Below are 19,741 nucleotides of genomic sequence, written 5' to 3' on the forward strand. Positions count from 1 at the left end.
TCGGGCGCCCCGCGGGCCTGACCGCGTTCACCGCGGTCAACTCATTCGCGCGTTTCGGGCGCCAGGCCACGCACAAGCCGAAAACCGTCCGAAACAGGGTGGTTCGCTTCGGAGAAGGACCAGTCGTCGCTTCCTGCACTGCTGATCACGGGTCGTCGCAGAACGTCCTCGAACCAACTGGCGGCGATGCGGCCCAGCTCCTGCGGGGACCCGGTGGCCTCGAGCGGCCGCACGAACGTACTGTCCTTCGGCGCGTAGGTCTGGCTGTGTACCTCTGTGCAGAGCAGGGTGTTTCCGACCAAGCACGCGCCGAGTGTCAGCAGAACTCTGTGTTCCGTCAAGTCGCTCACGTCCACGATGAGACGCAGCTCCACTTCGCCGTCCTCTTCGATGTCTTCTTCGTCGTCGTAGACGAGAACGATGGTGTGATTCGGCGGGCAATCGGGCCAGCTTCGGGCATGAGTCCGTACCGTGTCCACGAATGATTTCTGGGTGCCGTCCAGATCTGCATCGGAAACATCAAACCATTCATCATGCATTACCCCACACTACTGGACGCCATCTGACGGCGTCCCCTCTGGCCGCAGGACCAAGCTCTCGATCGGCGTGATGGTGCCCTTCGCCGTGCGGCGCGTTCCCTTCGCCGCGGTCGTGAGCCCGCTTCCCGTCAGCCGACCGGTCCATGTCCGCGGGGCGTGGCTATGCATCTGCTCGGTGTTCGGATCGCGCCCCCGCATGTACAGATCGCACAGCACCGTCAGCTCCGCGCCGGCATTCAGGTCCCCCCAGTTGCCGACACACCCGGGCCAGCGGGGCATCGGCGGCCACGGCTCGGCGGGAGCGGGCAACACGGCGGGGCGGCTTCCTCGGTACATCACAGATTGTGCCGCCAGGCCTGGTACCGGGAAGCCTGCCGCACGAGGCTATTGTGTGTCCTCAGAGGCGGCTGCTGGAGACGTACCGCGGATAAGGACAGACGGCGGTCGTGTGACGGCGGGACGACGTGCTCGCCGCAGTGCAAGCCGTCGGCGGGCACGCGCGTCATGGCCTGAGCTGACGACTGGGGGTGTTCGGGCGCCACCGATTCCAGGCGCGCCGCGCCCGAACCCGGGACCCTGGCCGAGGGGAGAGCGGGGGCCTGGTGACGGCATCGCCGGTGCCGCGGTGGATTGTTCGGGTCGCCTGAAATCGGGTCTGACCGGAGTTTCCGTGGAGCCCTGGTTCGCTGAGCCCTGTGGCGCGGCCATGCCCGGTTCGGGGCATTCATGCGGCCGTCCGGGTCACTTCCGGACGCCCCGCGAGCGGGAGACGCGCGGTGGGGGTACGTCGTTTCGCGCAAGGTGACCTCGGGGCCGGGAGGAGAGCGGCTGTGTACGCAGTGATGCGGCGTTACGAAGGGGTGACTGACCCTGCCGACGCGGGACGCCGGGTGGACGAGGGATTCGTGCCTCTCCTCCGCCAGGTCCCCGGATTCGTGGCGTACTACTGGGTCGACGCAGGGGGTGGAGTGATGGTCTCCACCAGCGTGTTCGAAGACCGATCCGGGGCCGATGAGTCGGTCAGGAGGGCGGCGGACTTCGTACGGGACACCCTCGGACCACTGCTCCCCAACCCTCCCCAGGTCACGGCCGGCCAGGTGGTGGCGGCCGGGTAGCGCCCCGCGGGGTGGTGCTCGACCCCAAGCGCACGCATTCCAGTCTTTGAAAGCGTGGTGGGGGAACGTCGTGTGATGTCGTAGCCGGCCGCATCACTGCTTCGTCAGTTTCGCCAGCCAGAGATGCCCGGGATGCATGTGCTTCAGCCACCCGCCGAGAACGTCGCGCCGCTCCTGGCTCAGTAGCGGCAGGACTGCGTCGAAGTCGGAGTGGTCCTTGGGCCGTGGTGACTTCGCCTTGAACAGCAGCACCAGCTCGGGCGCCAGGTAGGGGATGCCGTCCGCATTCCGTTCGATGATCGCGTCGTACGGCAGGCGCAGGCTGTCGTCCCGCCGGCAGATCCATGTCCCGCCCTCGTGCGGCTCGCGGAAGACGTCGAAGAGGAACTGACCGTTCGCCGGATCCCGCAGCCAGGTCTGATACGTGGCCGCGAGCGCCTCGGCTCCTGCGCTTGCCCAGACCCGTCCCGAGCCCACCGCGTCGAACGCGTACTCGGGGAAGCGGTTCCGAACCTCCGCGAACCCCTCGGCGGGCACTGCGATCTCCAGATCGCCGTGCGGCCGCGACTGCCGTCCGCGGAACAAGTCCAGCGCCCAACCCGCCACGACGCACCAGGGTGCGCTGACGCCGTTCAGCCGCTCCGCGACCTGTTCCGGCCGCCAGGCGTCCGCCCACCGGGCGTCCAGTTCGCCCGCACCAAGGACGGCGCCGCCCGGCGGCAGAGATTCGGTCATCGCCACAACTTAGGCTTCACGAACCCATCGCGAGCAGGCCCCGTCGTCACGACCGGGCCTGCTGCTACGAGGCGCACTCCGTCACAAACAGAACCGTGATTCTGCTAGCGTGAGGCCCCGCAAGCAGAACAGTGATTCTCTTTGTTGGAGGTGTGGTGCCTCGGCTCACCGATGCGCGCAAGGAGCTCCGGCGGAGCCAGATCGCCGAGGCCGCCGTACGCTGCTTCAGCCGCAATGGTCTGGAGCGGACCTCGATCGCCGACATCACCGCGGAGTCGGGTCTCTCGGCCGGCTCGATCTATGCGCACTACCGGAACAAGGCCGACCTGGTGCGGGCCGCTGCCCGAGAGGTACTCGTCAAGCGCGCCGATGTCCTCGGCGAGTACGCCGCGGCCGACGCGCCGCCCGACCCCGACGAACTGCTCTCCCGCCTGATCGCCGCGATCGACCCCGCCGAGGCAAGGGTCGGCGTGCAGACGTGGGGCGAGGCGACCACCGACCCGGCCGTGCGGGACATCGTCGTCGACATGACCGACCGGATGCGCGCGATGCTGCACGACTGCGTCACGGCGTGGCTGGTCAAGGTCGAGCGCCAGGAGCCGGCCCGGGCCCGGGAGCTTGCCACCCCGATCGCCCACCGGGTCATGGCGCTCTACCAGGCCGAACTGCTGTACACCGCCTTGCGATCAGCGACCGAGGGGACAGCGTCATGACCGCCGTGACCGCTTCATTCGCCGCCCGTACCGTTTTCCGGATCGGCTACGGCGCGTTGCAGCTCGAGCGCCTGCACGACCGCCGCGGCGAGGCCGTGGCCCTGATGCGCCGCGCGGTCGAGCTGGGCGTCGATCACGTGGACACCGCCGAGTTCTACGGCTTCGGTTTCGCCAACGACGTGATCCGCGAGGCACTGCGCCCCGAGGACGACGTCCTGGTCGTCACGAAAGTCGGCGCTGACCCCAACCCCGGCGGGCACCTGCCGCTGCGGCTGGCACAGCGGCCCGAGCAGCTGCGCACCAGCGTCGAGGACAATCTGCGCAGCCTCGGCGTCGACCGGCTCGCGGTGGTCAACCTCCGCAGGCTGGACACCGGCCCCGGGCTGCGTCCCGAGGGGGACCAGGTCGTCGATCTCGACGATCAGCTCGCGGTGATGACCGCCCTGCGCGACGAGGGCAAGATCGGCGCGATCGGCCTGAGCAGCGTCACCCTCGACGGCCTGCGCCGCGCCCTGCCCGCCGGCATCGTCTGCGTGCAGAACGCCTACAGCCTCGTCTCCCGCGACGACGAGGACCTGCTGCGGCTGTGTACGGCCGAGGGCATCGCCTGGGTGCCGTTCTTCCCGCTCGGCGGGGCCTTCCCGGGCCTGCCGAAGGCGACCGACGAGCCGGCGGTGCGCGCCGTGGCCGCGTCCCTGGGCGTCACGCCCTCCCAGGTCGGCCTCGCCTGGCTGCTGCACCACGCCCCGAACGTGCTGCTCATCCCCGGCACCGCCGACACCGCCCACCTGGCGGACAACGTCGCGGCCGGCGAGATCGCGCTCGACGCCGCGACCCTCGCCGCCCTCGATGCCGTCGAGTGCCGTTCCAACGAAGTCCCCATCGGCTGACCACGCCAGGAAACCCCGCTCCAAGGACGGATCATGAAGGCCATCATCTACCGCGACAACGGCGGCCCCGACGTTCTCCAGTTCGTCGACCGTGACCTGCCCGCGCCCGGCCCCGGCGAGGTTCGCGTCCGGATCGCCGTGTCCGGTGTCAACCCGACCGACTGGCAGGCCCGCTCCGGCGCCGGCCACCCCAAGCACTTCCTTGAGGTCACCCCGCACCTCGACGGCGCCGGCACGATCGACGCCGTCGGTGAGGGTGTCGACGTGAGCCGGGTCGGTCAGCGGGTCTGGCTGTTCATGGCCGCCGCCGGGCGGCCCACCGGCACCGCCGCCGAGTTCAGCGTCGTACCCGCCGAACAGGCCGTGCCGCTGCCCGACGACGCCGGTTTCGACGTCGGCGCCTCACTCGGCGTCCCCGCGCTCACCGCGCACCGCGCGCTCACCGTCGCCGAGGACGGACCGAGCCGACTGCGACCCGGGGCGCTCGACGGCAAGGTGGTGCTCGCCGCGGGCGGGGCCGGGGTGGTCGGGCACGCGGTGATCCAGCTCGCCCGCTGGGCCGGCGCCACCGTGATCAGCACGGTCAGTGGCCCGGAGAAGGCCGGGCTGGCCACCGCTGCCGGAGCCCACCACGTGATCAACTACCGCGAGGGCGACCCGGCCGCCGACATCCGCAAGGTCGCCCCGGACGGCGTCGACATCGTCGCCGAGGTGGCACTCGGCGCGAACCTCGCACTGGACCTGGCCGTACTGCGGACGCGCGGCACGATCTCGACGTACGCCAACGACGGCGGCAAACCGGTCGAACTGAACGTACTGCAGAACATGGTGCTCAACGCACGCTTCCAGTTCCTGATCCTCTACTTCGCCGGCCCGCAGGCACGCGCCGCGGCCGCCCAGGACGTCGCCGCCGCGGTCCACGACGGCGCCCTGCCGGTCGGCGAGGAGCACGGCCTGCCGCTGGTCCGCTTTCCGCTCGACCGCACCGCCGACGCGCACCGAGCCGTCGAGAGCGGCACGGTCGGCAAGGTCCTGGTGGACGTCACGTCCTGACGGCCGGCCGCCCCCCCGCTCAGGCGGGCGCGTCCATGTGCTGGAGGCCGATGACCTTGAGGAGTTGGAGGTTGCGGTAGGCGTCGGAGCCCGGCTCGGCGGTGAAGAGGATCACTTGCTGGTCGCGGTCCGGGACTGTGAGGATGTCGAAGTCCAGCTCGATCGGACCCACCTGCGGATGCCGGAAGACCTGCCGGGCATGGTGGTCGATGAGGAGTTCGTGGGAATCCCAGAGCCGGGCGAAGTCCGCGCTGCCGGCGAGCAGTTCCGCGATGAGGGACCGAAGCTCGGCGCTGTCCGGGTAGCGCGTGGTGGCCACGCGCAGATAGCTGACGGCGCTGGTCACGAAGCGCCGGTAGTCGGTGATCCCGTACGTGGCGCGGTCCCGGTCCGGGGACAGGAAGACGCGGCGCAGGACATTGCGGTCCGCCGCCCGCAGCGCCGAGAAGTCCTCGAACAGGGCTGCGGCCAGTGGATTCCAGGCGAGCACCTGGCAGATGTTGTCCACCACCAGCGCGGGGGTGTCGCCCAGACGGTCCAGCAGGGCGGCGGTGGAGGGAGCGACCACACGGGAAGGCAGCCGGTCCGGATCGTGCTCCAGCTCGCCGGCCAGCGAGAAGAGGTGGGCCCGCTCCAGATCGGACAGGCGCAGCGCACGCGCGATGCCCTGGAGCACCGCGCGCGACGGGTGCCGCCCGCGGGCCTGCTCCAGGCGGCTGTAGTGGTCCGTGGAGATGTGGGCGAGCTGGGCTACCTCCTCGCGCCGCAGACCCGGTGTGCGGCGCCGCGACCCCCGCGGCAGACCCACGTCCTGCGGCCGGATCTGCTCTCTCCTCGTACGCAGAAAGGCCGCGAGCGCCTGATTGTCCATGACTCCACGCTACGGCCCCGCCGCGCCGCGGACCGCGCCCAGCCATGGACCGGGAGTCCCTGGACGAGCTCCCGCCGCGCGGGGACGCTGATCCATGGCGGCCCGGCAACCGGCGGCCGCAGTCGACGACCAAGCGACCAAGCGACCAAGCGAACCAAGGACATCACCATGCGGATCTTTCTGACCGGCGCAAGCGGCTACCTCGGCGGGGTGCTCACCGAGCACCTGATCGCGTCGGGCCACCAGGTCAGCGCCCTGGCCCGGTCCGACGCCGCGCGCGACCGCGTGACGAAGCTGGGCGCGCGGGCGGTGGCGGGAAGCCTGGCGGACACGGAAACGCTGCGCCTGGCGGCCGCGGAAGCCGACGCCGTCGTTCACACGGCGGTCGACTTCACCGATCCCGGCATGCGCCGGGTGGAGCAGCCCGCGCTGGGGGCCATGCTCACCGGCATGAAGCCGGGGAATCCGTTCGTCTACACCAGCACGGGTCTGGTCTACCCCGACGGGCACGGCCTGACCGCCGACGAGGACACCCCCGTGGAACCGGAGGACTCGCCCCAGCCGTACAAGGTGCTGGGCGAGCGGCAGGTACTGGCCGCGCAGGGCCCGGCGGTGACCGTGATCCGGGCCGCGCTGATCTACGGACGCGGCGGCTCCGGACTGCTCCAGGGCATGATCGCGAACGCACGGCAGCACGGTGTCGCCACGTACATCGCGGACGGCCGCAACGAGTGGAGCTCGGTGCATGTCGATGACCTGGCCAGGCTGTACGTTGCCGCGCTGACCCGGGCCGAGCACCGGCTCGTCGTCAACGCGGCGTCCCGGCACCGTACCTCCATGCGGGAGATCTCCGAGGCAGTGGCCCACATCACCGGCACCCGCGCGCAATCGATCACCTTGGAACAGGCCCAGCGGACGATCGGCCCCTTCGCCGACGTCCTCACCCGCTCCTCGCCGATGGACCCCTCCCGCGCCGAACGGCTGCTGAGCTGGCACCCGGCCGAGCCCCCTCTCCTCGACGAACTGCGCACCCGCTCCTACGCGTCCGCCACCCCCGCCTGACCCGCCCCCTCCTCGAAGCTCCGCCGGGCAGGCCCCTAGGCTCCCGACGTGGGCAGCGGCTCAACCGGGAGGGGTGCGCGATGGGGACCGTCACCGAAGAGGGACGGGGCGCGTCGTACGACATCGCTTCGGCCGAAGCCGCGGTCGTCGCAGGTCTCGACCCGGCCGGGCAGGAGGTGGTGCACGAGCTGTACCGGACCGTGTCGTTGCTCTCGCCGCCCCCGGCCGACGCCTGGCGTGGCATCGCCGACATCCCCGCCTACGCCGCGTTCGCCCGCCGGGCGCTGGAGGCCGCGGCCGACCGGGCCGACGCCATTCGGGACGGGGACATCCCGTACCGGGCGGACAAGGCGTTCACGGCGCAGGAGGTCGTCACGCTCGGACACGCCGCGCGGGTGGCGCTGCTGCGCGACGAGCCGTGGCTGCCGCGGCTGTTCGACCGGCTGCTGCCCGGCGTCGCGCTCGCCCCGACCGCCGCGCGGACGCTGCCGTCGCAGGCGCTGCTGTTCGCGATCATCCGTGCCGGGCAGGACTTCCCGACCCCCGAGCTGGTGACCGCGATACGCACCGTGCGGTCGGTCGTCCGGCACGCCGGGGTGCCCAAGCAGATCGACCGGATGCTGAAGAGGGTCGAGGCGGCACTGGGCGAACGGACGGATGTGGCGCTGCGGATGCCGGCGCTCGGATTCGGTGCCGACGGCGTCCTGCGCACGGCGGTGGGCGAGTACGCGGCCGTCGTCACGGTCACCGAGGCTGCCGCGCTGACCTGGGAGAAGGACGGCCGTCCGCTGCGGAGCCTCCCCGCAGCGGTCCGCCGCGACCACGCAGATGCGGTCAGGGAACTGCGCGGCCTGGTCAAACGGGTCGACGTACAGCTCGGCACGCTCGCCCGGGCGCTGGAGGGCGGCTGCACCACCGACGCCGTTCACCCGTACGGATGGTGGCGCACCGAACTGGCCGCGCATCCGCTCGCGCGGGCGGTCGTACGCCGGCTGATCTGGGAGATCGAGGTCACCCCCGGCCGGTGGCAGGCCGTCCTTCCGGCGGCCGGGGAGCTGCCCGACGCCGCCGCCGACGCCGCGGTACGGCTGTGGCACCCGATCCGTTCCGACCCCGGCACCGTACGGCAGTGGCGGGACCTGCTCACCGAACAGCGGATCCAGCAGCCGTTCAAGCAGGCGTTCCGCGAGATCTACCTGCTCACCGCCGCCGAGGAGGAGACGGGCCGCTACTCCAACCGGTTCGCGGCGCACATCGTCCACTACCGCCGGATGTTCGCCCTCTTCCGGGCCCGGGGATGGCAGAGCAGCCTGCTCGGCCCCTGGGACGGCGGCACCGACGACACTGCGGTGCGCACGTTGGCGGCGGGGGCATGGCAGATCCGCTTCTCCCACTCCCTGGCCGACTGGACGGGTGAAGGCGAACTGGCCACGACCGACCAGGTCCGCTTCGCCCGCCGGGTGGACGGAGCCTGGCAGGTGACGCCACTCACCGACGTGCCACCGCTGGTGTTCAGCGAGGCGATGCGGGACGTCGACCTGTTCGTGGGCGTGACCTCGATCGCGGCCGACCCGGACTGACGGACGGCGGCGAGGACCGTACCGCCGTGTACTGGCGGCAGGCCACCTTCGGTGAACTGGAACAGAGCGCGCAGGTGCGCCGGGAGGCGCTGGAACGGATCCTGCCGCGGCTGCGGATCGCCGACCGGTGCGCACTGGAAGGCCGGTTCCTCGTGGTCCGGGGTGACTTGCGCACGTACCGGATCCACCTGGGGTCGGCGAACATCCTCATGGAGCCGGACGACGCGTACCTGTGCATCGTGCAATCGCGCCGCGCGGGCGAGGGCAAGGTGTTCCTGCCCTTCGAGGACGACCGGCTCTCGCTGATCCTCAGCAAGGCGTTCCTGCTCGCCGCCGACACCGAGATCACCGATCCGAGCATCCGCGCACAGATCGAGCGGAGTGCCTGACGGCCACCGCGACCTACGGGTCCGCGAGGAGGTTGCCCGGCACGGTGCCTGCCCGCACTCCCTGGTGCGCCGCGGCGGGTTCGGGCAGCACGCGGAACAGCAGCCAGCACAGGGCCGGCATCGCGATCAGCGGTGCCAGGGCGGTCCGCAGTGACGTCGCGTCGGCCAGGGCGCCGATGACGGGGCTGATCAGGCCGCCGACGCTGACGGCCAGACCGAGCGTGATCCCGCTGGCGGTGCCGACCCGCGAGGGCAGGTAGTCCTGGCCGAGGGTGACCTGCAGCGAAAAGGGGACGTACAGGCCGGCCGACGTCAGCGCCACGAACAGGTACAGGGCCGGGCCCGGCACGAACACCAGACCGGCGACCGCCCCGATCGAGAGGAAGTACGCCCGGCGGGCGACCGCGACCCGCCCCCAGCGGCCGGCCAGCGTGCCGCCCAGCACGGAGCCGACCGCTCCGCCGAGGTAGAGCACGAACAGCGCCGCGGCGCCCGCCACGGTGCTGTCGCCCATGCGCTGCTCGGCGTACAGCGAGACGAAGGCGCTCAGCCCCATGAAGACGATCGAGCGGCAGGCGACGGCCAGCGAGAGCTTCACGAACGACACCTTGTCGTCCTCCCCGGAAGGCGCCGCCGCGGTGCCCCCGGCGGGCCGCCCCCGCTCCAGAGCGCGCAGCACCGGCAGGCACAGCGCGCTGCCCGCGAGTGCCGGCAGCACCAGCAGCGGCGTCAGGCGCAGTCCTCCGGCCCCCACCACCGCCCCGACCATGAGCGGTGCCAGGGCGAAGCCGATGTTGCCGCCGGTCGAGAACCAGCCCATGGCACTGTGGCTGCCGCCACTGGCGATCCGGGCGACCCGTGCGGACTCGGGGTGATACGCGGCCACGCCGGCCCCGGTGATCGCCACGAACAGCAGGAGAAGACCGTACGAGCCGCTCACTCCGCTCAGGGCGATGCCCACACCGCCCAGCAGCGTGCTGACCGGCAGCAGCCAGGGCATCGCCCAGCGGTCGGTCAGGACACCGAACACCGGCTGCACCACCGATGACAGCAGGGAGGCGGCCAGCACCACGCCGGAGACGGCGGCGTAGCTGTAGGCGCGCTCAGCGGTGAAGAACGGGACCAGAGACGCCACCGCGCCCTGGTAGACGTCGACGCAGGCGTGCCCGACGGACAGCAAAGTGATCGAGGTGTTCCTTCGCACCCCGCCATGGTCCGAAGCCGCCCCGGTGTCGCGCTTCCGATAAACTGCCGGACGATGCCGAATATCCGCCATATGCCGGTCGCCCCCACGCGCACTCAGCTGCTGGCGTCCGGCGGCGCGATCGACGCCCACCGGCACGACGACCACCAGATCGTCTACGCCGGCCGGGGCGTGGTGGCCGTCACCACCGGCGCGGGTTCCTGGATCGCCCCGGCGACCCGCGCCATCTGGGTGCCGGCCGGCACCGTCCACGCCCACCAGGCCCACGGGGACCTCGAACTGCACCTGGTGGGGCTGCCCGCGACCGACAACCCGATCGGCCTGGACGCCCCGACCGTGGTCGCCGTGCGCCCGCTGCTGCGGGAACTGATCATCGCCTGCACCCACACCCCCGACGACGACAGCCCGGAACGCTCCCGGTTGCGGGCGGTGCTGCTCGACCAGTTGCGGGCCTCCCCGCGGCAGCCGCTGTACGTGCCCACGCCCGTCTCGCCCCTGCTGCGCGCGGTGTGCGAGATCCTTCAGGCCGATCCGGCCGACGGCCGCACCCTCGCCGAGCTGGGCCGCCAGGTGGGCGCGAGCGACCGTACCCTGTCCCGTCTGTTCCGCGCCGACCTCGGCATGACCTTTCCCCAGTGGCGCACCCAATTGCGGCTTCAGCACGCACTGGTCCTGCTGGCCGGGAAGGAAACGGTGACGGCCGTGGCCCATCGCTGCGGCTGGTCGTCGGCCAGCGCGTTCATCGACGTCTTCCGCCGTACCTTCGGCCACACACCGGGCTCGCACCCGGCCGGCTGACCGACCCTCGGGGTCAGCCGGTCCTGGCGATCTTGGCGACGGTCAGCAGTGTGGCGGCGTCCTCGAGGGCTTCGATGCTGTGGCGCGCGGGCGGTACGAGGAGGAGGTCGCCGGCCATGGCCTCCCATGCCTCGTCGCCGCTGTGCAGCCGGACGCGGCCGCGCAGTACGAGGACGGTGGCCTCGCCGGGGTTCTCGTGTTCGGCCAGGGTGGTGCCGGCGCGCAGGGCGATGAGGGTCTGGCGCAAGACGTGTTCGTGGCCGCCGTGGACGGTTTCCGCGCTGCGGCCGGTGGGGGAGGCGGTGGCCCGTTTCAGGTGTTCGCGGGCGAGGGCGTCGAGGGAGAGCTTCTGCATGGGCGGGTGTGCCGTTTCTGTGTCAGTGGCGGACACCTGTACGGCGCCGGCGGGTCTCGACGGGTGTTTCCGTCACCGCTGCCTGCGGGGCTTGGCCAGCCACTCGGCGAGGACGGCGACCTGGCTGCGGTCCACATCCTTGGTGGCGGTCAGCAGCATGAGCTTGTCGTGCGCGGCCAGGTCACGGAGCCGGCCGGCGGCCTCGCGGTGGTCGGCGTCGCGCAGCTCGGCCAGGTAGCGGCGGCGGAACTCGGTGAAGCGGCTGGATTCGTGGCCGTACCACTTGCGCAGTTCGGTCGACGGGGCGACATCACGCAGCCACTCGTCCACGTGCGCGTCCTCCTTGCGCATGCCCCGCGGCCAGACCCGGTCGACGAGCACGCGCCTGCCCTCGCGCGGGGCGGTCTCCTCGTAGACTCGGCGGAAAGCGATCTGTCCGGCCATGACGACGCCCTTCCCGATCGGTCGGCCGCCCCGGCCCTGAGCGGGTGGACAGCTCCGTACCCTGATGCGGGGCGGATGGTCCCGACTCGGCCATTTTATCGGGTTCATCCGGGTTCATCCGGGTTTCGTCGGGGCCGGGCCATGCGGAGCCGCACGCATCGCGCGGGGTGGGTCACCGCAGGCGCGCGGCACGGTGCGGGCGGCGATGTGCCGTACGGAGATACGAAGCACGGATCGTACGGATAAGGAGCGCGGTGTGCCCGGCAGAGATCCCTCACCCGCGTCACACGAATTTCCCGCGCGGACGGCTCCGCGGATGGCCTCGCCGGGCGAACTCGACAGGGCAGTGGCCGACTGCCGCGCCTGCCCGCGCCTGGTGGCCTGGCGGGAGGAGGCCGCGCGGGTCAAGCGCAGGGCGTTCCGGGACTGGGAGTACTGGGCGCGTCCGGTGCCCGGTTTCGGCCCTGCGGACGCGCCACTGGTGATCGTCGGCCTGGCCCCGGCCGCGCACGGCGGGAACCGCACCGGGCGCGCCTTCACCGGCGATCCGTCCGGCGACGCGATGTACGCGGCCCTGTACGAGATCGGCCTGGCCTCCCGGCCCACCGCCATCCACCGGGACGACGGGCTGGAGCTGTACGGGGTGCGGATCACCATGCCGGTGCACTGCGCCCCGCCCGACAACCGGCCCACCACCGAGGAGCGGGACACCTGCCGGCCGTGGCTCGCGCGCGAACTGGACCTGCTGCGGCCCACCCTCCGCGCGATCGTGGTGCTCGGCGCGTTCGCCTGGCAGGCGCTGCTGCCGGTGCTCGCCTCCGCCGGATGGCAGGTGCCCCGGCCGCGCCCGGTCTTCGGCCACGCAGCCGAGGTCGTACTCCCCGATCCCGCCGGCGGATCGCCGCTGCACCTGGTCGGCAGCTACCACCCGAGCCAGCGCAACATGTCCACCCGCACCCTGACCCCCGCCATGCTCCGCGACGCACTGCGCCGCGGAGCCGACCTCGCCGGGCTCCCGACCCGCCTCCGCCACGACGGACCGGACAGCTGACCCGGGCCGCCGTGGGCAGGGCCACCCGTAGGCCTACCGCTGCCGCGCGAGCCAGTCGGTGAACCGGGTCTCCCCGATGTGCGCGTTTGGACCGGGCAGGAGCGTGGACTCCGTCACCTCGATACCCCAGTACAGGCCGTGCGGATCCGTGACGACGGTGCGGGGGTCGTTCTGAGCGGCGAGCCGCAGACGGACGAGTTCCTCGTACGGGAACGCGTCGGGGCCGGCCACCTCCACCACGCCGTTCACCGGCGTGCCGACCGCGGTGCGGGCGACGGCCGCGGCCACGTCGTCCGAGTGGACCGGCTGGAGCTTGATCGGTGCCAGGCGCACCGTGTCCCCCTCGGTCGCCGTGTCCGCGAGCGTCTTGACGAACTCGAAGAACTGCGTCGCGTGGACGATCGAGTACGGGCTTCCCGCCTCCTTGATCAGCTCTTCCTGGGCCAGCTTGGCCCGGAAGTACCCGCTCTGCTGGAGGCGGTCCGTGCCGACGACCGACAGCGCCACATGGTGTGTCACGCCGGCCTCCGCCTCGGCCTTGAGGAGGTTGGCGGTCGAGGTACGGAAGAAGCTCATGGCGTCGTCGTCCGCGAACGACGGCGAGTTGGACACGTCGATCACGACCGACGCGCCCTGGAGGACCTCGGCCAGACCCTCGCCCGTCACGGTGTTGACGCCGGTGTTGGGGGAGGCCGGAACCGCCTCGTGCCCGTCCGCCTTGAGCTTCTCGACCACCTTCGACCCGATGAGCCCGGTGCCGCCGATCACTACGACCTTCATGATGGAGTCCTCTCAGTGGTGCTCATGTTTCTCTGCACTACCAGGGACCGGGTGCTGGAGCTGTTTGTGACAGGCGCCCACACGGCAAACCACTGAATGAGCGGAGCGGGGTCGGGGGCAGGGGATCCCTTTGGCCGCTACGCCGTGCCTTGCGGGCTGGCGGCGATGCCGCCGATGGTCTGCCAGAAGTCGCCTTCGGGCCGGTCGGCGAGCTGGAACAGGGTGCGGCGGACGGCTTGGGCGTGGGCTGGGCGGGCGGCGGACAGGGCGGATTCGCCCTGGGGGGTGACGGCGATGAGTTGCTGGCGGCCGTGGCCCGGTTCACGTCGCAGCAGGCCGCGTTCGGCCATGCGGGTCAGCTGGCGGGACAGGCGGGCGCGTTTCCAGTCGAGCATGGCGCCCAGGTCGTGCTGGGGCATGCGTCCGCTGCCGTTCTCGACCAGACGGGACAGGACGGAGAAATCGGCCACTGAGATGCCCGCGGCGTGCCGGATCTCCTCCCCGATGGCTTCCAGCACGGTCTCGTGAGCGCGTTTCCACGCCGTCCAGCGCGCCGTTTCGGTCGGGTCGAGAGGCTCTGTCATGCGCTCCAGAATACGCGGCGAGTTGCCATGTAAACATCCGAGTGGCAGCCTTGTTTACATGACAACATCGACGAAGCGATCGGTTCTGATCACCGGCGGCACCTCAGGTATCGGTCTCGGCCTTGCCGAGCGGTACGCGGCAGCCGGTCATCGAGTCGTGATCACCGGACGGAATTCCGAACGGCTCGCCGCAGTGGCCGAGCGCGTGCCCGTAATCGAAACCTTCGCCAACGACGTCGGCGACCCGCAGGATCGCGGACGCCTGGCGGAGCACGTCCGGCGGGTCATGCCGGATCTGGACGTGCTGATCAACAACGCCGGGATCCAGCGGCGGGTGGGCATCGCCTCGGACCGCGCCGCCTGGTCCCAGGTGCAGAACGAGATCGACATTCTGCTGGCCGCACCGGTGCATCTCGGCCGGCTGCTCGTCCCGCTGATGCTCGCCCACCGGCGCCCCAGCGTGCTGGTCAACGTCACCTCGGGCGGTGCGTTCTTTCCCCAGCCCTTCGCCCCCGTCTACAGCGCGGCCAAGGCGGCCCTGCACAGCTACACCGTGAACCAGCGCCACGCCCTCGCAGCCACCTCGTGCCGGGTGGTGGAACTGATCCCGCCGGCCGTGGCCACCGCCCTCGCCGGCCCCGGCCAGGCGCACGGCGCCGACCCGGACGAGTTCTGCGACACCGTCTTCCCCCTGCTCGACGGCTCCCACCCCGAGGTCGGCTTCGGCCCGACCGCAGCCGCCGCTTTCATCGAGCAACGCGCCGCCGAACAGCGCACGTTCGAGGAGATGTCCACCCGGTTCGACGTGCCGGTCCACCGATCCGACGGCACCGCGGAGGAGTGACCTTTCCTGAAGACGGCGACCACCAGGTTGCTGCGCGGTGGCTCAGAGTGTGGATGGGGCCGGGCGTTCGGCGCGGCGGGGCTTGCGGCGCACCGTTCCGAAGGGTTTGGCGTAGGAGAGCGCGATCGTCGCGATCAGTACGCAGCAGGCGGCGCCCGAATCGCGGACCAGTCCGGTGGCGTCGGCGACAGGATGCCGGGCCAGCGCTGCTGAGGCCGCCGACCCCAGGCCGGGGACCAGCACGAAGGTGGCCAGTGCGGTGCCCCCGGCCGTTATCGCGAGGCTTATGGCCACCCACCAGTAGCGCAGCAGGCCCCAGGGCGTGAGCAGGCCCAGTGCGACGCCGGTGGCCAGGGCCAGTACGGCCAGCGGCAGGAGCAGCAGTTGGCCGATCAAGTGGGCGGCCGGGTAGACGGTTACGGGGTTGCTGCCCAGCCGCCCCGCCGAGACCAGGGTGAGTACGGCGGCGTCGCTGCCCAGCAGTCCGATCGAGACCGTCACGTGTGCGGCCCGTAGCGCCTTGCGCCACTGCGGCGGCAGCCGCGTGCCGGTGCGGCGCGGGCGGCCCGCCTGGTGCGGGTGTGTCGTTCGGGTGGTGGGGGTGCTCACAGGTCTGGGGTCCTCGGTGTCCGGTGTGTGTCCTGTCGGGACTCAGGCGTCCTCTCCGATCCTGGACGCGGGCCGTGCGGACTTCGTCGTCCCCGGGGCGGCACACCGCCTACTCCGCGGGAAGTACCGAGGGGTCCCCGGCAAGGCCGGTCGTGGGCCGGCCCTTGGGTCCGTCGGCATCGGCGTACATGTGAACGTGCAGGGCCGAAGTGATCGGCGCGCCTCCCACCTCGCCCGTTCGATCCGCGCCCCTTGTCGCCATCCAGGGCGGGCTCGGTCAGGGCGCGGGGGGCTGGGGCTGGATGCAGGCGGTACGCGCGGTTGGGCCGGTGCGGGTGTCGCGGTCGACGTGCGCGGTCACGTAGACGCAACCGGTGCGTGTGGACAGGACGTTGCCCCAGCTTCCGGGCAGTTTCTGGTTGCCGGAGTAGCTGGAGGGCGCGAGGGCCCGGTCGGGATCGCGGTGGGCGTCGACGTGGGTCCGCCAGCGGGCCGACTCCGGGCCCTGGAGGTATCCCCACGCGGCGCGGCACGTCGGGGAGTACATCAGGATCAGCGTGCCGTACGTCTTTCCGTCCGGCCACGCGACCGGCTGCCAGTCGAGCTGCTTCTCGTCGGCTTTGCAGGAGTCGTCGTACGGATCGGTGCCGTCGGCTGCCGGCGTTCGGCTGGGTACGGGCACTGTGGCGGAGGGGCGCCCCGCCGTCGCCCGGTGCACGCCGGAGGAGCTCGGCCAGGCGACGAAGGCCACCAGGGCCAGGCCGCACGCGCCGCCGGCGACGGCGGCCACCAGCGGTGCTCTTCCCCGCCAGGGGCGGCCACCGGTCGTACGGCCCTCGGCTGCCGGGGGTTCCCCTCCACCCGCCGGTTCGAACTCGCTCACCGTCTCCGTACCTGCCGGAGTCGCAGCCGCAGAAGGCCCCCGCTTTGGGCCCATGCGCGCCCATTCCCAGCGGGCCCGCCACAGTACGGGGTCCTGCCCGCAGGTCTGGACGAACGCGGAGATCAGGTCCCAGGAGGGGACGGTCCGGCCGGCCTCGGCGGTGGAGAGCGCGGCCTGCGAGTAGCCGCTGCGCTGGGCGAGTTCGCGCAGCGTCATGCCGCTGGTGTCACGCAACTCGCGCAGTGCGCGGGCCAGTTCGGTCACCGGCCCCTGACCGGTCAACGGCATTCTTCTGCGCCCAGGCATGCCCACCCCCTGTGAACTGGCAGTTCGGCGCTCATTGTGCACAGTCGTTCAGCGTCCGCCCAGTCCACTGTCGGCCGAAGTCCCGCTCGCCCACCATCGGTTGCCGTGCCGCCGTGGGGCGGTGCGCAAGGCCCCCGACAACGGTGCCGGGGACGGATGACGGAGGTGGCAAGGTGGCAGTGATCACAAAGGGCCGGCCCCGCGGGGACGCCTGCCGGCGGACACGGCGGCGGCCGGGCGGACGGGTCCTGGCGGTGGCGGCGGTGGCCGGGGCTGCGGCACTGCTCGCGGCAGGGCCCGCGTCCGCGTACAGCAACACGGGCACCGTGGCGGCGACGGCCGGGCTCAACGCCCGGTGGGACCCCAACGGTGCCGCAGGCCCCATCGCCGGCGGGCCCGTGGTGGCCACGGTCCCGTACAACAGCACCGTCTACATCGACTGCTACTGGACGGACGCGAGCGTGACCGGGCCCTGGGGCGCGACCAAGGTCTGGGACGACATCGAGGGCTACCGGACGCCCAACGGCGCCTACCACGACCTCAGTGGGTACGCCGGGTGGGTCTTCGTGTCCGACGCGTGGGTGAACACCGGGGCCGCGCCGGGCTCGGGTGAGCCGCCCTGCTTCGGTTACTGACGCCCGTCCCTGGTGGTGCCTGCGCCCGGCAGCCGTGCGGCCGTCCGCCGTACGACTGCCGGGCCGCCGCAAGCGCCGACTGACCGGGCGGCGGGGTCGCGGGTGCGCTTGCGGCGATGGTCGCCACGCGCGCACCCGCCAAGCCGCGGCCGGCAAACTCGTCCGTCGCGGCCGCGAGGATTCGTTGCTGCGTGGCTGCTGCGTCTCGCAGCGCGGGCTCGGCCTGTCGCGTCATGACGGGCCACGCTACGCGACGAAGATCTCGCTCGCGTGGATGGTGTCCAGGTCCTCCCGGGCGGCCTTGATCCTTCCGTCCTCGAGGTCGAAGACATGGACAAGCGCGTTGTCGTACGTGGTGCCGGCGGCGGATACGGCGGTGACGTGCGCCTCGATCACTTCGTGGCCCGAGTCCGTGGTGACCGAGGTGACGTCGACCTGCGGCCCTGCCGGCAGGAAGCCGCCCACGCGCCCGAGCATCTCGACGTAGCTGTCGCGGTCGTAGGTGCCCGCGAGAATCCGGGGCGGCGGAGGGGCGCCGCGCTCCGCCGCCGGCGCCCCCCGGGTCCTGCCCGCTGTACGCGATGGTGCCGTACGGATCAGCGCGAGGCCGCGGCGATCTCGGGGTACAGCGCCTCGGGGCCGACCGACAGGGCCGACTTGACCTGCTTGCTGATGTCGTCGGCGACCACCTCGTGCAGGCCGGCGGCCACGCCGTCCAGGGCGATGCGGGCGATGCTCGCCGGGTCGACCTTGGGCACCTCGAGGTGCGCGGTCATGTCCGTGTCCATGTAGCCGACGTGCAGCGCGGTGACCTGGGTGCCCTGTTCGGCCAGGCCGACGCGCAGGGCGTTGGTCACCGACCAGGCGGCGGACTTGGCCGCGCTGTAGGCGGCGCTGCCCGGGAAGGTGATCCAGGAGAGCACGGACAGCACGTTCAGGACGGCGCCGCCGCCGTTCTTGGCCAGCACCGGGGCGAATGCCCGGCTGACCGCGAGGGTGCCGAGGACGTGCGTCTCGTACTCCCGGCGGAAGTCGGCGAAGTCGCCGTCGAGCAGGCCGGCGCCCGTCGAGGAGCCGGCGTTGTTGATCAGCAGGGTCACGTCGGAGGCCGTCTCGGCGGCGGCGCGCACGGCCTCGGGGTCGGTGACGTCCAGGGCGAGCGGGATCGCGCCGGGCACGGTGACCTTCTTAGGGTCACGGGCGGCGGCGTAGACCTTGGCCGCTCCGGCGTCGAGCAGCGCGCGGACGAACTGCTCGCCGAGGCCGCGGTTGGCGCCGGTGACGAGCGCTACGGAGTCCTTGATCTGCATGACGGTTGCCCTTCGTGAGCGGGTGTGGCGGGTACGGCCCCGGGCCGGCGGAAGGGGCGGTCCTCCCGTCGGATCGGAAACCGATCGGTTTCCACCGAGCGTATACCGATCGGTTTCCGATGCCAAGGCGAGGCGGTAATCTGGCGATATGAGCAGCACCACGCCCAGCTCCCGGCGGCCCGCGGCCGGGGCGGAGACGACCTCGCGGGCCGGGGGCGGCACGCCCGGGACTCCCAGGGCAGCAGAAGAGCGGCTGGCCCCGGCGGCTGCCGCGGGCGGGACCGCCGTGAAGACGTCATCGCGCGACCGGTTGCTCGACGCGGCGGCGGACCTCTTCTACCGCCAAGGCGTCGGCATCGGCATCGACGCGCTGTGCAAGGCCGCCGGCGTCTCCAAGCGGTCCATGTACCAGCTCTTCGGCAGCAAGGACGACATGCTCGCCGCCGCCCTGGACCGGCAGCAGGCCCGTATCGGCGCACGTCTGATGCCGCCGCGGGGCGCGCCCGCGGACCCGCGGGCCCGGCTGCTCTACGTCTTCGAGCGCCTGGAGGAGATCGCAGGCCTGCCCGACTACTGGGGGTGCCCGTACCTGGCCACCCAGGTCGAGCTGAAGGACCCGGCGCACCCGGCGAGCGTCGTCGCCGCCGGCGCCAAGCAGCGGATCACCGACTTCTTCCGGGCCGAGGCCGAGCGCGCCGGCGCCGCGGACCCCGACCTGCTGGCCCGCCGGCTGACCCTGGTCTACGACGGCGGGGCCGCCCGCGCCGGGATCAAGGCCGACGCCCTCGACGGCCTCGCCGTCTCCACCGCGGCCGCCCTCCTGGACGCGGCGGGCGTGACCGGCCCGCCGGTCCCGTCCGACTGAACCGGCGGATTGACGCGGCCGATCGACCCGGCCCGTCCGGAGTCGCCCGGCGCGTGGGAGAGCCGCGCGGCCGCCCGGACGGCACCCGAGGCGACCCGCCCGCAGGGCCACCGGTCCGGCCCTGCG

Annotated in this window: 24 protein-coding genes; 12 read left to right on the top strand and 12 right to left on the bottom strand. The window is 71.9% G+C overall.

The genetic code is table 11. From position 1 onward, the window contains the following. Positions 1–41: 41 nt before the first annotated feature. The gene (locus ITX44_RS32640; protein ID WP_205361980.1) at positions 42–539 is read right to left on the bottom strand and encodes a hypothetical protein; all 498 of its coding nucleotides are present in this window, start codon (positions 537–539) and stop codon (positions 42–44) included. 860 nt (positions 540–1,399) lie between these two features. On the opposite strand from ITX44_RS32640, the gene ITX44_RS32645 reads away from it, so the two are divergent. Further along, entirely contained in the window at positions 1,400–1,654 is a 255-nt protein-coding gene (locus tag ITX44_RS32645; RefSeq protein WP_307795598.1) for a hypothetical protein, read from the top strand. A gap of 93 nt (positions 1,655–1,747) precedes the next feature. Here the strand turns inward: ITX44_RS32645 and ITX44_RS32650 are convergent, their stop codons facing one another. Next, a complete protein-coding gene (locus ITX44_RS32650; RefSeq protein ID WP_205361985.1) occupies positions 1,748–2,389 on the bottom strand; it encodes a nucleotidyltransferase domain-containing protein in 642 nt (213 codons plus the stop codon). A gap of 155 nt (positions 2,390–2,544) precedes the next feature. Here ITX44_RS32650 and ITX44_RS32655 point away from each other — a divergent pair, with 155 nt between their 5' ends. From ITX44_RS32655 to ITX44_RS32665, 3 genes are read left to right on the top strand one after another with little or no spacing between them, the layout of a single operon-like run. Then, on the top strand, positions 2,545–3,102 hold the full coding sequence (locus tag ITX44_RS32655; protein WP_205361986.1) for a TetR/AcrR family transcriptional regulator: 558 nt from the start codon (positions 2,545–2,547) through the stop codon (positions 3,100–3,102). Beyond that, positions 3,099–3,992, top strand: coding sequence for an aldo/keto reductase (locus ITX44_RS32660; RefSeq protein ID WP_205361987.1), 894 nt, complete (start codon positions 3,099–3,101; stop codon positions 3,990–3,992). Before ITX44_RS32655 ends, ITX44_RS32660 begins: the two co-directional genes overlap by 4 nt. A 33-nt stretch (positions 3,993–4,025) precedes the next feature. Further along, the gene (locus tag ITX44_RS32665; protein WP_205361988.1) at positions 4,026–5,045 is read left to right on the top strand and encodes an NADPH:quinone reductase; all 1,020 of its coding nucleotides are present in this window, start codon (positions 4,026–4,028) and stop codon (positions 5,043–5,045) included. A gap of 19 nt (positions 5,046–5,064) precedes the next feature. Here ITX44_RS32665 and ITX44_RS32670 read toward each other — a convergent pair whose 3' ends face one another. Further along, positions 5,065–5,916, bottom strand: coding sequence for a helix-turn-helix transcriptional regulator (locus tag ITX44_RS32670; protein ID WP_205361989.1), 852 nt, complete (start codon positions 5,914–5,916; stop codon positions 5,065–5,067). A 168-nt stretch (positions 5,917–6,084) separates the two neighbouring features. On the opposite strand from ITX44_RS32670, the gene ITX44_RS32675 reads away from it, so the two are divergent. The 3 genes from ITX44_RS32675 to ITX44_RS32685 all read left to right on the top strand — a co-directional run bounded on the left by ITX44_RS32675 (position 6,085) and on the right by ITX44_RS32685 (position 8,947). Then, entirely contained in the window at positions 6,085–6,978 is an 894-nt protein-coding gene (locus tag ITX44_RS32675) for an NAD-dependent epimerase/dehydratase family protein (protein ID WP_205361990.1), read from the top strand. An 80-nt stretch (positions 6,979–7,058) separates the two neighbouring features. Beyond that, complete coding sequence (locus ITX44_RS32680; protein WP_205361991.1) at positions 7,059–8,558, top strand: DUF4132 domain-containing protein; 1,500 nt, start codon at positions 7,059–7,061, stop codon at positions 8,556–8,558. 26 nt (positions 8,559–8,584) lie between these two features. Further along, positions 8,585–8,947, top strand: coding sequence for a DUF7737 domain-containing protein (locus ITX44_RS32685; protein ID WP_205361992.1), 363 nt, complete (start codon positions 8,585–8,587; stop codon positions 8,945–8,947). A 13-nt stretch (positions 8,948–8,960) separates the two neighbouring features. Here ITX44_RS32685 and ITX44_RS32690 read toward each other — a convergent pair whose 3' ends face one another. Then, entirely contained in the window at positions 8,961–10,151 is a 1,191-nt protein-coding gene (locus ITX44_RS32690) for an MFS transporter (protein ID WP_205361993.1), read from the bottom strand. 54 nt (positions 10,152–10,205) lie between these two features. On the opposite strand from ITX44_RS32690, the gene ITX44_RS32695 reads away from it, so the two are divergent. Beyond that, entirely contained in the window at positions 10,206–10,949 is a 744-nt protein-coding gene (locus ITX44_RS32695; protein ID WP_205361995.1) for a helix-turn-helix transcriptional regulator, read from the top strand. Between the two features lie 13 nt (positions 10,950–10,962). On the opposite strand, the gene ITX44_RS32700 is transcribed toward ITX44_RS32695, so the two are convergent. Continuing rightward, a complete protein-coding gene (locus ITX44_RS32700) occupies positions 10,963–11,304 on the bottom strand; it encodes a cupin domain-containing protein (protein WP_205361996.1) in 342 nt (113 codons plus the stop codon). A 72-nt stretch (positions 11,305–11,376) separates the two neighbouring features. Then, on the bottom strand, positions 11,377–11,748 hold the full coding sequence (locus ITX44_RS32705; protein WP_205361998.1) for a DUF488 domain-containing protein: 372 nt from the start codon (positions 11,746–11,748) through the stop codon (positions 11,377–11,379). 316 nt (positions 11,749–12,064) lie between these two features. On the opposite strand from ITX44_RS32705, the gene ITX44_RS32710 reads away from it, so the two are divergent. After that, positions 12,065–12,799, top strand: a complete 735-nt coding sequence (locus ITX44_RS32710) for a uracil-DNA glycosylase (RefSeq protein WP_236062120.1) — start codon at positions 12,065–12,067, stop codon at positions 12,797–12,799. 33 nt (positions 12,800–12,832) lie between these two features. Here the strand turns inward: ITX44_RS32710 and ITX44_RS32715 are convergent, their stop codons facing one another. Both ITX44_RS32715 and ITX44_RS32720 read right to left on the bottom strand, forming a co-directional pair. Next, complete coding sequence (locus ITX44_RS32715) at positions 12,833–13,579, bottom strand: SDR family oxidoreductase (RefSeq protein WP_205362001.1); 747 nt, start codon at positions 13,577–13,579, stop codon at positions 12,833–12,835. Between the two features lie 137 nt (positions 13,580–13,716). Beyond that, positions 13,717–14,163, bottom strand: coding sequence for a MarR family winged helix-turn-helix transcriptional regulator (locus ITX44_RS32720; protein ID WP_205362002.1), 447 nt, complete (start codon positions 14,161–14,163; stop codon positions 13,717–13,719). Between the two features lie 58 nt (positions 14,164–14,221). On the opposite strand from ITX44_RS32720, the gene ITX44_RS32725 reads away from it, so the two are divergent. Further along, entirely contained in the window at positions 14,222–15,007 is a 786-nt protein-coding gene (locus tag ITX44_RS32725) for an SDR family oxidoreductase (RefSeq protein WP_205362003.1), read from the top strand. A 42-nt stretch (positions 15,008–15,049) separates the two neighbouring features. Here the strand turns inward: ITX44_RS32725 and ITX44_RS32730 are convergent, their stop codons facing one another. Both ITX44_RS32730 and ITX44_RS32735 read right to left on the bottom strand, forming a co-directional pair. Next, complete coding sequence (locus tag ITX44_RS32730; RefSeq protein WP_205362004.1) at positions 15,050–15,616, bottom strand: hypothetical protein; 567 nt, start codon at positions 15,614–15,616, stop codon at positions 15,050–15,052. 277 nt (positions 15,617–15,893) lie between these two features. Beyond that, positions 15,894–16,781, bottom strand: coding sequence for a helix-turn-helix domain-containing protein (locus ITX44_RS32735; protein WP_205362005.1), 888 nt, complete (start codon positions 16,779–16,781; stop codon positions 15,894–15,896). 197 nt (positions 16,782–16,978) lie between these two features. Here ITX44_RS32735 and ITX44_RS32740 point away from each other — a divergent pair, with 197 nt between their 5' ends. Continuing rightward, positions 16,979–17,440 carry a hypothetical protein gene (locus tag ITX44_RS32740; RefSeq protein WP_205362006.1) on the top strand — a complete coding sequence of 154 codons (462 nt, stop codon included), beginning with the start codon at positions 16,979–16,981 and terminating at the stop codon, positions 17,438–17,440. A gap of 246 nt (positions 17,441–17,686) precedes the next feature. Here the strand turns inward: ITX44_RS32740 and ITX44_RS32745 are convergent, their stop codons facing one another. Both ITX44_RS32745 and ITX44_RS32750 read right to left on the bottom strand, forming a co-directional pair. Further along, the gene (locus ITX44_RS32745) at positions 17,687–17,905 is read right to left on the bottom strand and encodes a nuclear transport factor 2-like protein (RefSeq protein WP_205362007.1); all 219 of its coding nucleotides are present in this window, start codon (positions 17,903–17,905) and stop codon (positions 17,687–17,689) included. Positions 17,906–18,036: 131 nt separating this feature from the next. After that, on the bottom strand, positions 18,037–18,750 hold the full coding sequence (locus tag ITX44_RS32750; protein WP_205362008.1) for an SDR family oxidoreductase: 714 nt from the start codon (positions 18,748–18,750) through the stop codon (positions 18,037–18,039). 148 nt (positions 18,751–18,898) lie between these two features. Between ITX44_RS32750 and ITX44_RS32755 the strand changes: the two genes are divergently transcribed. Further along, on the top strand, positions 18,899–19,615 hold the full coding sequence (locus ITX44_RS32755) for a TetR/AcrR family transcriptional regulator (RefSeq protein ID WP_205362010.1): 717 nt from the start codon (positions 18,899–18,901) through the stop codon (positions 19,613–19,615). Positions 19,616–19,741: the final 126 nt, after the last annotated feature.

The sequence above is a fragment of the Actinacidiphila acididurans genome, from assembly GCF_016918855.1.
Lineage (GTDB): Bacteria > Actinomycetota > Actinomycetes > Streptomycetales > Streptomycetaceae > Actinacidiphila > Actinacidiphila acididurans.